General features: G+C 73.6%; 7 protein-coding genes and 1 pseudogene. 5 read left to right on the top strand and 3 right to left on the bottom strand.

Features of this window, described 5'->3' with window-relative positions; translation table 11 throughout:
• Positions 1–977 (bottom strand): LLM class flavin-dependent oxidoreductase (locus IF89_RS0116170; RefSeq protein ID WP_030767564.1); only part of this gene is annotated, 977 nt, incomplete at its 3' end.
• A gap of 94 nt (positions 978–1071) precedes the next feature.
• A pseudogene (locus tag IF89_RS42095) lies at positions 1072–1402 on the bottom strand (cytosine permease); the annotation flags it as partial.
• A gap of 137 nt (positions 1403–1539) precedes the next feature.
• On the opposite strand from IF89_RS42095, the gene ftsY reads away from it, so the two are divergent.
• The gene (gene ftsY / locus IF89_RS0116160) at positions 1540–2754 is read left to right on the top strand and encodes a signal recognition particle-docking protein FtsY (RefSeq protein ID WP_030767561.1); all 1215 of its coding nucleotides are present in this window, start codon (positions 1540–1542) and stop codon (positions 2752–2754) included.
• 70 nt (positions 2755–2824) lie between these two features.
• Here ftsY and IF89_RS0116155 read toward each other — a convergent pair whose 3' ends face one another.
• The gene (locus IF89_RS0116155; protein WP_030767559.1) at positions 2825–3493 is read right to left on the bottom strand and encodes a bifunctional DNA primase/polymerase; all 669 of its coding nucleotides are present in this window, start codon (positions 3491–3493) and stop codon (positions 2825–2827) included.
• A 444-nt stretch (positions 3494–3937) separates the two neighbouring features.
• Between IF89_RS0116155 and IF89_RS0116150 the strand changes: the two genes are divergently transcribed.
• The 4 genes from IF89_RS0116150 (at position 3938) to IF89_RS0116135 (ending at position 9917) form a co-directional block, all read left to right on the top strand.
• Entirely contained in the window at positions 3938–5428 is a 1491-nt protein-coding gene (locus IF89_RS0116150) for a negative regulator NsdA (RefSeq protein WP_030767556.1), read from the top strand.
• A gap of 358 nt (positions 5429–5786) precedes the next feature.
• Positions 5787–7130: an ammonium transporter gene (locus IF89_RS0116145; RefSeq protein ID WP_030767552.1), complete on the top strand. Its 1344-nt coding sequence runs from the start codon at positions 5787–5789 to the stop codon at positions 7128–7130.
• Positions 7127–7465: a P-II family nitrogen regulator gene (locus tag IF89_RS0116140; RefSeq protein ID WP_030767549.1), complete on the top strand. Its 339-nt coding sequence runs from the start codon at positions 7127–7129 to the stop codon at positions 7463–7465. Before IF89_RS0116145 ends, IF89_RS0116140 begins: the two co-directional genes overlap by 4 nt.
• A 19-nt stretch (positions 7466–7484) precedes the next feature.
• Positions 7485–9917: a [protein-PII] uridylyltransferase gene (locus tag IF89_RS0116135; RefSeq protein WP_030767547.1), complete on the top strand. Its 2433-nt coding sequence runs from the start codon at positions 7485–7487 to the stop codon at positions 9915–9917.
• Positions 9918–10032 lie beyond the last annotated feature (115 nt).

The raw sequence follows: 10032 nt of genomic DNA, 5'->3' as shown, positions 1-10032 counted from the left end.
AGCCGGGGCAGTACCTGTTCGCACAGCAGGTGCAGGCTCCGCCAGCCCTCGTCCAGCGGCATCCCGCCGCACAGCGGGTGCAGCACCAGGTTCCCCGCCTCGCCGGCGGCCCGGCCGTACGCGACCGCCTCGTCCGGGGTGAGGACCCGGTAGACGCCCTCCTCCCGCAGCTCCGCCACCGAGCGCGCGGCCGACCGTACGGCACTGCGGATGTCCTTGGACTGCCAGGAGGCGTACATGCCCGCCTCGTGCAGGAAGTGCTCCCCGTACTGCGCCCAGACCCGGTCCGGGTCCTCGGCGACGTGCAGCAGCGGCGTCTCGGCCGCCGGCATCATGCAGAAGCCCTCGGTGCCGTACTCCGCCAGCCGCGCCGTGTAGTACGCCTCCAGCTCCGGCAGGTGCGCGCTCGGGAAGAAGGGCAGCCCGAGCCGGGCGGCGCGGCGCGCGGCCGCCTGCGAGCTGCCGCCCACCAGCAGCAGGGGGTGCGGCCGGGTGAAGGGCCTCGGGGTCACCCGTACCGTGCGGCCGCGGAACACGAAGGGCTCGCCGGTCCACGCCTTCAGCAGGGTCTCCAGCAGCTCGTCCTGGAGCCGGCCGCGCCGCCCCCACTCCACGCCGTGCTGCTCGTACTCCTCGGGCCGGTAGCCGATCCCTGCGCCCGTCACCAGGCGCCCGCCGCTCAGCAGGTCGAGGACGGCGATGTCCTCGGCGACCTTCAGCGGGTCGTACAGCGGGCCGATGATCGCCGAGACGGTGACGGCGATCCGGCGGGTCGCGCCGAGCACCGCGCCCGCGAAGGCGAAGGGGGAGGGCAGCCAGTTGTTGTCCGTGCCGTGGTGCTCCTCGGTCTGGACGGTGTCGATCCCGCGGTCGTCCGCATAGCGGGCCATCTCCAGCGCCGACCGGTAACGGGCGGAGAGGGATTCGGGGGTGCCGTCGGGGTCGACGAGGTTGAACCGGGCCACGGTGACGGGCATGGAGGGGTCTCCTTCGCCGGACGGGGTGGGCGGGCGAAGGGGGACGTTAGCTGACGTAGCGTCAGTTGGACAGGGATCCGGCGGGCACGGGCACGGTGCAGCCCACGAAGAACAGCAGGGTGACCACGATGAGCGGGGTGCTGCTGCGCACCCCGAAGAGCAGGTCCAGCACGGTCAGCACGGCATAGGCGCCGCTGACCGCGTTGATCGTCTCCCAGCCCCGGCGTGCCACCCCGGATCAGGGCGCCGGGGAAGAGGTTGCCGCGCTGGCCGAACACCGCCCGCGACAGCGCCATGCCGGGAGCCCCGCCGCGCTTCCCGGCGATCGACATCAGGCCGACGATCCCGTACGAGACGACCGGCGCGACGGCCGCGACGGCGAGCACCTGCCAGATGTTGAGGCCGTTGGAGATGACCAGCCCCGCTCTGCTCCTGGGAGGTGTGAGGGGAAGTCGACCATCATCGTAGATGTGCCGGTAGAACAACGAACAAGGGCTTACGTCCCTGTCCCCACGCCCGGGTTCCCGGCTCCGAGGTGCCGGTAACCGATACTGGTGGGGTTATGGACATCCTCATCCTTGCTGTAGTCATCGCCCTGGTCGCGGTCGGTGCGATCAGCGGGCTCGTGGTCAGCAGCCGCAAGAAGAAGCAGCTGCCGCCCCCGGCACCGCCGAGCACGCCGACCATCACTGCCCCGCCTGCCGAACCGCAGGTGGGGGAGGACGCCGTAGAGACGGCGGAAGAGCCGCGCCGCACGATCGAGGAGGTCGGACTCCCGGAGGCCGAGGCTCCCGCGGCGGCCCCCGTCGTCGTCGAGCCCGAGGCCCCTGCGGCGCCCGCGATCGAGGTGCCCGAGCCCACCGCCGGCCGCCTGGTCCGGCTGCGCGCCCGCCTCGCCCGGTCGCAGAACTCCCTCGGCAAGGGGCTGCTCACGCTGCTGTCGCGCGAGCACCTCGACGAGGACACCTGGGAGGAGGTCGAGGAGACCCTCCTCGTCGCCGACGTCGGCGTCGCGCCCACCCAGGAGCTCGTCGAGCGCCTCCGCGAGCGGGTCAAGGTCCTCGGCACCCGCACCCCGGCGGACCTGCGCGCCCTGCTCAAGGAGGAGCTGCTGGCCCTCGTCGGCACCGACTTCGACCGCGCCGTGAAGACGGAGAGCGGCGAGGACACCCCGGGCGTGATCATGGTCGTCGGCGTCAACGGCACCGGCAAGACCACCACCACCGGCAAGCTGGCCCGGGTGCTCGTCGCCGACGGCCGCAGCGTGGTGCTCGGCGCGGCCGACACCTTCCGCGCCGCCGCCGCCGACCAGCTGCAGACCTGGGGCGAGCGCGTCGGCGCCCGTACCGTGCGCGGCCCCGAGGGCGGCGACCCGGCCTCGATCGCCTACGACGCGGTCAAGGAGGGCATCGCCGAGGGCGCCGACGTCGTCCTCATCGACACCGCCGGCCGGCTGCACACCAAGACCGGCCTCATGGACGAACTCGGCAAGGTCAAGCGCGTCGTCGAGAAGCACGGCCCGCTGGACGAGATCCTCCTGGTCCTGGACGCCACCACCGGGCAGAACGGCCTGATGCAGGCCCGCGTCTTCGCCGAGGTCGTGGACATCACCGGCATCGTGCTCACCAAGCTCGACGGCACGGCCAAGGGCGGCATCGTCGTCGCCGTCCAGCGCGAACTGGGTGTCCCGGTCAAGCTCGTCGGTCTCGGCGAGGGTGCCGACGACCTGGCCCCCTTCGAGCCGGAGGCGTTCGTGGACGCCCTGATCGGCGACTGAGCTGGGCTGTGGCCCTCACGCCGGTGCCCCGCCCTCCGTCCGGAGTGCGGGGCACCGGCGTTCTGCCGGCTCAGCGACGGAAGCGGTGGCAGATGTACGCGAGGGTCCCCAGCAGCAGCCGGGCCTGCGGCGGGCCCCCGGCGGAGTCGAGCGCGGGCGGCCGCAGCCAGCCGACCCGGCCGGCCCCGGCCCGGTCCGAGGGCGGGGCGGTCACGAAGGCCCCCGGACCCAGGGCGCGCAGGTCCAGGTCGGCGTCGTCCCAACCCATCCGGTACAGCAGCTCCGGCAGCTCCGCGGCCGCACCGGGGGCCACGAAGAACTGCGCCCGTCCGTCCGCGGTGACGATGACCGGGCCGAGCGGCAGGCCCATCCGCTCCAGCCGCACCAGGGCGCGCCGCCCGGCCTCCTCGGAGACCTCGATGACGTCGAAGGCGCGGCCCACCGGGAGCAGGACCGCGGCTCCCGGGTAGGCGCCCCAGGCCTCGGTCACCTCGTCCAGAGTGGCTCCGGCCGGGACCGTCGGGGCGAAGGCCAGGGGGTGCGCCCCGGGCGCGGCGCACCGGCCGTCACCGCAGGAGCAGTCGCGCGAGGGCGCCGCGGCGCGGGCCCCCGGGACGACGTCCCAGCCCCACAGCCCGGTGTACTCCGCCACCGCCGTGCACTCCGAGGTCCGGCCGCGGCGCCGGGCGCCGGAACGGAACTCCCGGGTGCCGCGGCTGCCGCCGATCGTGAAGCCCATGCCCATGCCCATGCCCCCTCCAACGGGTCGGACCTGCCGGTGGTTACGACGCCGGGGTCGAGGACGCGCCGGGATGGCGGAGCCCTCCGCCGGGTCCTGCGCCGCTTCTCCCGACCCGGTCCGGCAGGGGCCGCCCGGCGCACTCCTCGCCGCGCGCGCCCCGAGCGCACTCCAGTCCAACCGGCCCGTTCCACCGTGGTGTCAAGTGAATCGCGCCTGGCCGGCGGCGGGTTCATTCAAAGGGGTGGCGAATGGTGGCGTTTCTGGAAACGCCCTCGCCGCACGGGTGATCGTAGGATTACTTTCGGTACACGAACCCCGAGGCGGGCCCGTGCGTGGGTATGCCGGAGGCAAGGCGTGGAGGACCTGTGAAGGTCTGTGTTGACGCTCGGCGTACCGGCCAGGGTTTCGGATGGAGAAGGCTGAGCGGATGGGGGCGTTCCAGTGAGCGGCAACGGCGCGGACGGAGCGATCGAGGGTGCTGCTGGGCGGAACGACCAGCTGACCTCGTGGTTCGTGCGCAGCGGCTGGTCGAAGGGCGAGCTCGCCCGCCAGGTCAACCGCAGGGCCCGGCAGATGGGCGCCCACCACATCAGCACCGACACCTCCCGGGTGCGCCGCTGGCTGGACGGAGAACAACCCCGCGAACCCGTGCCGCGCATCCTCTCCGAGCTGTTCTCCGAGCGCTTCGGCTCGGTCGTCGCCATCGAACAGCTCGGCCTGCGCACCGCCCACCAGACCCCCTCCGTCTCCGGGGTCGACCTGCCCTGGGCCGGCCCGCAGACCGTCGAGCTGCTCGGTGAGTTCTCCCGCAGCGACCTGATGCTGGCCCGGCGCGGCTTCCTCGGGCCCTCGCTCGCCCTGTCCGCCGGCCCCGCCCTCATCGAGCCCATGCAGCGCTGGCTCGTCCCGGCCCCCGCCGCCGAACCGGGGCCCCGCGGCCCGGGCCCGACGGGCGCCCTCGGCGGCCACCGCCCGCCCCGGCTCTCCGAACCGGAACTGGACCTCCTCGACGCCACCACCGTGATGTTCCGCCAGTGGGACGCCCAGTGCGGCGGCGGCCTGCGCCGCAAGGCCGTCGTGGGCCAGCTCCACGAGGTCACCGACCTGCTCCAGGAGAACCACCCCGCCCCGGTCATGAAGCGGCTCTTCAAGGTCGCCGCGGAACTGGCCGAACTGGCCGGCTGGATGAGCTACGACATCGGCCTGCACCCCACCGCGCAGAAGTACTTCGTCCTCGCGCTGCACGCCGCCAAGGAAGCCGGGGACAAGCCGCTCGGCTCGTACATCCTCTCGGGCATGAGCCGCCAGATGATCCACCTGGGCCGCCCCGAGGACGCGCTCGAACTCATCCACCTCGCCCAGTACGGCAGCCGCGACTGCGCCGGCCCGCGCACCCAGGCCATGCTGTATGCGATGGAGGCCCGCGCCTACGCCAACATGGGCCAGCCCAGCCGCTGCAAGCGGGCCGTCCGGATGGCCGAGGACACCTTCTCCGACGTCGGCTTCGCCGACGAGCCGGAGCCGGACTGGATCCGCTTCTTCTCCGAGGCCGAGCTGAACGGCGAGAACTCCCACTCGTACCGGGACCTCGCCTACGTCGCCGGGCGCAGCCCCATGTACGCCTCCCTCGCCGAACCCGTCATGGAACGGGCCGTCGAGCTCTTCGAGAAGGACCAGGAGCACCAGCGCTCCTACGCCCTCAACCTCATCGGCATGGCCACCGTCCACCTGCTCCAGCGCGAGCCGGAGCAGGCCGCCGCCCTGGTCGACCGGGCCCTCGACGTGGCGGGAAAGGTGCGCTCCGAACGGGTGAACACCCGCCTGCGCAAGACCGTCGACAGCGCCGCCCGTGAATACGGCGACGTCGCCGAGGTCGTCCGGCTCACCGACCACCTCGCCTCCCGGCTCCCCGAGGCCGCGGAGGCCGTCTGACGGCCCCGAGGCCGTCCCCGAGGCCCCGGCCGCGGCAGTCAACCCCGAGAAGCCCGATCAGGCTCCCCCAGCCAGGACGTCCGGGTGCTGCCGCGGCCGGCCATCCCCCCTTGCGCCCGCACCGGCACCGCTCACGCGCAGGGGGTGGCTCGCCGTCGTGTCCGATCAATCGACGGTCGCCGTGTTCATCGCTGCGTAACAGCACAGACCTCTTCGTCACGGCCGCGAAACATCGGGTGGCGCCGCCGGAAACCGGCCTGCGCGAATCTCATGGCCAATAACCGGCCAGTTCCTTCTGCCGCCGCTCAGGTTTTCACGATCGCCCGCACGCGAACGTACCGACGACGAGGAGACGCCGATGGCATCAGCCATCACGACCCTCGCTGCAGACGCCCCGACGCTGTCTGCCGCGAACACCGGGTTCATGCTCATCTGCTCCGCCCTGGTCATGCTGATGACCCCGGGACTCGCCTTCTTCTACGGAGGCATGGTCCGCGTCAAGAGCAGCCTCAACATGCTGATGATGAGCTTCATCAGCCTCGGGATCGTCACGATCCTGTGGGTCCTCTACGGCTTCAGCCTCGCCTTCGGCACCGACTCCGGCTCCCTCATCGGCTGGAACTCCGACTACGTGGGGCTCAGCGGCATCGGGATCACCGAGCTCTGGGACGGCTACACCATCCCGGTGTACGTCTTCGCCGTCTTCCAGCTGATGTTCGCCGTCATCACCCCCGCCCTCATCAGCGGCGCCCTCGCCGACCGCGTGAAGTTCAGCGCCTGGGTCCTGTTCACCGCGCTGTGGGTGACCGTCGTCTACTTCCCCGTCGCCCACTGGGTCTGGGGCGCCGGCGGCTGGCTCTTCGAGATGGGCGTCATCGACTTCGCCGGCGGCACCGCCGTCCACATCAACGCGGGCGCCGCCGCCCTGGGCGTGATCCTCGTCATCGGCAAGCGCGTCGGCTTCAAGAAGGACCCGATGCGCCCGCACAGCCTCCCGCTGGTGATGCTGGGCGCCGGCCTCCTCTGGTTCGGCTGGTTCGGATTCAACGCCGGCTCCTGGCTCGGCAACGACGACGGCGTCGGCGCGGTGATGTTCGTCAACACCCAGGTCGCCACCGCCGCCGCCATGCTGGCCTGGCTCGCCTACGAGAAGCTGCGCCACGGCTCCTTCACCACCCTTGGCGCCGCCTCCGGCGCGGTCGCCGGCCTCGTCGCCATCACCCCCGCGGGCGGCGCCGTCAGCCCGCTCGGCGCGATCGCCGTCGGTGCCATCGCCGGTGTGCTGTGCGCGATGGCCGTCGGCCTCAAGTACAAGTTCGGCTACGACGACTCCCTCGACGTCGTCGGCGTCCACCTCGTCGGCGGTATCGCCGGCTCCCTGCTCGTCGGCCTCTTCGCCACCGGCGGCGTCCAGTCCGACGTGGCCGGCCTCTTCTACGGCGGCGGCCTGGAGCAGCTCGGCAAGCAGGCGATCGGTGTCTTCGCCGTCCTCGCCTACTCTCTGGTGGCATCCGCGGTGCTCGCCCTCGTCCTCGACAAGACGATCGGGATGCGCGTGGCCGAGGACGTGGAGGTCGCCGGCATCGACCATAGCGAACACGCCGAGACCGCCTACGACTTCAGCGGCGCCGGTGGCGGAGCCGCCGCGCGGAGCACCGCCGCCCCCCTCCCCTCCGCCGCGAGCAAGAAGGTTGACGCATGAAGCTGATCACCGCGATCGTCAAGCCGCACAAGCTGGACGAGATCAAGGAGGCCCTCCAGGCCTTCGGAGTGCAGGGCCTCACGGTCAGCGAGGCCAGCGGCTACGGCCGCCAGCGCGGCCACACCGAGGTCTACCGCGGCGCGGAGTACCAGGTCGACCTCGTCCCCAAGATCCGCATCGAGGTGCTGGTCGGCGACGAGGACGCCGAACAGCTCGTCGAGGTCATCGTGAGCGCCGCCAGCACCGGCAAGATCGGCGACGGCAAGGTATGGAGCGTCCCCGTCGACTCCGTCGTACGGGTCCGCACCGGCGAGCGCGGCGCGGACGCGCTCTGAGGCTGACGGGAGCCCCTGGGTGACGAGCGTGGAAGACCACACGGACCACACGGACCACACGGCCGACTCGGGACCCAGCGGATACGCCGCGGCCCGGCTGCGACTCCTCCAGGAGGAGTCGCGGTCCGGGCCCTCCCGGCGTTCCGCCCTGGCCGCACTGACCGACACCTGGCTGGCGGACCTCTTCGCCACCGCAGTCCGGGACACCGGCGTCCGCGGCGCCACCCTCGTGGCCGTCGGCGGCTACGGCAGGGCCGAACTCTCCCCGCGCAGCGACCTCGACCTCCTGCTGCTGCACGACGGCAAGGCCGAGCCACGGGCACTCGGCGCACTGGCCGACCGCCTCTGGTACCCGGTGTGGGACCTCGGCGTCGCCCTCGACCACTCGGTCCGCACCCCCGCCGAGGCCCGCCGCACGGCCGCCGAGGACCTGAAGGCGCACCTGGGCCTGCTGGACGCCCGCACCGTGGCGGGCGACGCCGGGCTCCTGGCCGGCCTGCGCACCTCCGTGCTGGCCGACTGGCGCAACCAGGCGCCGCAACGGCTCCCGGAACTGCACTCCCTGTGCCGCGAGCGGGCCGAGCGGGCCGGGGAACTCCGCTTCCTGCTCGAACCCGACCTCAAGGAGGCCCGCGGCGGCCTCCGGGACGCCACCGCACTGCGGGCGGTCGCCGCCTCCTGGCTCGCCGACGCCCCGCGCGAAGGCCTCGCCGAGGCCCGGCGCCGGCTCCTCGACGCCCGCGACGCCCTCCACCTGGTCACCGGCCGGGCCACCGACCGGCTCTCGCTCCAGGAGCAGGACCAGGTCGCGGCGCGGCTCGGCCTCCTCGACGCCGACGCCCTGCTGCGCGAGGTGTACGAGGCCGCGCGCGTGGTCGCGTACGCGGGCGACGTGACCTGGCGGGAGGTCGGCCGGGTGCTGCGGGCCCGCGCCGCCCGGCCCCGGCTGCGCGCAATCCTCGGCGGCCGCGCCACCGCCGCCCCCCGGGCCCCCCTGGCCGAAGGCGTCGTGGAGTCCGACGGCGAGGCCGTCCTGGCCCTGGCCGCCCGCCCGGACCGCGACGCCGTGCTGCCCCTGCGGCTGGCGGCCGCCGCCGCGCAGGCGGGACTCCCCGTCTCACCGCACGCCGTACGCCGCCTCGCGCAGCAGGCGAGGCCGCTGCCGGTGCCCTGGCCGGCCGAGGCCCGCGAGCAGCTGCTCACGCTCCTGGGCGCGGGGGAGCCGACGGTGGCCGTCTGGGAGGCCATGGAGGCCGAAGGGCTGATCACCAGACTGCTCCCGGACTGGGAGCGGGTGCACTGCCGCCCCCAGCGCAACCCCGTCCACACCTGGACCGTGGACCGGCACCTGATCGAGACGGCCGTGCGGGCCGCCGCCCTCACCCGCCGGGTGGGCCGTCCCGACCTGCTGCTGACGGCCGCACTGCTGCACGACATCGGCAAGGGCTGGCCGGGCGACCACTCGGTCGCCGGGGAGACCATCGCCCGGGACGTCGCCGCCCGTGTGGGCTTCGACGCGCCGGACGTCGCCGTGCTGGGGACGCTCGTACGCCACCACCTGCTGCTGATCGACACCGCGACCCGGCGCGACCTGGACGACCCCGCCACCGTCCGGGCGGTCGCCGAAGCCGTCGGATCGGTGGGCACGCTGGAGATCCTGCACGCCCTGACCGAGGCGGACGCCCTGGCCACCGGACCGGCCGCGTGGAGCGCCTGGCGGGGCTCGCTCGTGGCCGACCTCGTCGCGCGCGTCGCCGCCCTCCTGCGCGGCGCGCCCCCGGCCGAACGGGACCCGGAGATCCGGAGCGCCGAGCAGGAACGCCTGGCGGTCGAGGCGCTGCGCACGCGCGAGCCGGTCCTGGCCCTCCACGCCCGCCAGGAGGAGGACGCCGTCGGCGTGGAACTCGTCGTGGCCGTACCCGACCAGCCGGGCGTCCTGCCCGCGGCGGCCGGGGTGCTGGCCCTGCACCGGCTCACCGTACGGGCGGCGGACCTGCGCTCCGTGGAACTCCCCGACCGCCTCGGCGAGGTCCTGGTCCTGCGCTGGCGGGTGGCCGCCGAGTACGGGGCGCTGCCCGAGGCCGCCCGGCTGCGCACCGACCTGGTGCGCGCCCTGGACGGCTCGCTCGACGTCCCGGCGAAGCTGGCGGACCGCGAGGCGGCGTACCCGCGCCGGCGCGGGGTCGTCCCGCCGCCGCCCCGGGTCGCGGTGGTCCCGGACGTCTCCCCGCTCGCCACGGTCCTGGAGGTGCGCGCGCCCGACGCCGTCGGACTGCTGCACCGGATCGGACGGGCGCTGGAGGCCGGGGGCGTCAAGGTCCGCAGCGCACACGTCTCCACTCTGGGCGCCAACGCGGTGGACACCCTGTACGTGACGACGCCGGAGGGCAAACCCCTGGAGCCCGCGGACGCGGCCGCCCTCGCCGCCTCGGTGGCGGCGGCCCTGTCCTAGGGCGTGCGGTCCGCCGCCGCCGGGCCTGCGAGCAGCGGCGGACCGTACCGGGAGCAGGCAGGTCCCCGGACGGGGGAAGCGCCCGATACCCTGGGGGACGACCACACGCCCCCGA

Source organism: Streptomyces sp. NRRL F-2664 (genome assembly GCF_000719345.1).
Taxonomy (GTDB): domain Bacteria; phylum Actinomycetota; class Actinomycetes; order Streptomycetales; family Streptomycetaceae; genus Streptomyces.
Note: the sequence above shows the minus strand (reverse complement) of the source record. Positions and strands in the feature narration are given on the sequence as shown.

Excerpts from the sequence above, each read along its gene's own strand:
- IF89_RS0116145 (WP_030767552.1), top strand. The coding sequence starts at position 5,787 with ATGGCATCAGCCATCACGACCCTCGCTGCAGACGCCCCGACGCTGTCT.
- IF89_RS0116155 (WP_030767559.1), bottom strand. The coding sequence starts at position 3,493 with ATGGGCTTCACGATCGGCGGCAGCCGCGGCACCCGGGAGTTCCGTTCC.
- IF89_RS0116140 (WP_030767549.1), top strand. The coding sequence starts at position 7,127 with ATGAAGCTGATCACCGCGATCGTCAAGCCGCACAAGCTGGACGAGATC.
- ftsY (WP_030767561.1), top strand. The coding sequence starts at position 1,540 with ATGGACATCCTCATCCTTGCTGTAGTCATCGCCCTGGTCGCGGTCGGT.